We start from the raw sequence: 310 nt of genomic DNA, 5'->3' as shown, positions 1-310 counted from the left end.
AAAAGTATATGTATTCGATGCATTGTAATTGCTAATCGTACTGGATTCTGCTGACGAACAAGACGCTGCTGTCGAACTAATTGTCGGAACAGCTGGCGTAACCAATTGCGCTGCATTGTTAAAGATGGCTGATGCTACTGAGGTACAACTTCCATTGCCTGATGTTACTGTATAATCTGTTCCAACGATCAATCCACTACTTAATCCTGTGGTGGTGTTGATTGTAATTCCTGGTGTAGCTGGGTCAAAAGTATATGTATTCGATGCATTGTAATTGCTAATCGTACTGGTTTCTGCTGACGAACAAGAC

At 41.3% G+C, this 310-nt stretch carries 1 protein-coding gene; it reads right to left on the bottom strand.

Features of this window, described 5'->3' with window-relative positions; genetic code table 11:
* On the bottom strand, nt 1–310 hold a 310-nt coding region (locus WFZ86_RS20200), incomplete at both ends, for a hypothetical protein (protein WP_342693625.1).

Source organism: Flavobacterium polysaccharolyticum, from assembly GCF_038739875.1.
Classification (GTDB): domain Bacteria; phylum Bacteroidota; class Bacteroidia; order Flavobacteriales; family Flavobacteriaceae; genus Flavobacterium; species Flavobacterium polysaccharolyticum.
Note: the sequence above shows the minus strand (reverse complement) of the source record. Positions and strands in the feature narration are given on the sequence as shown.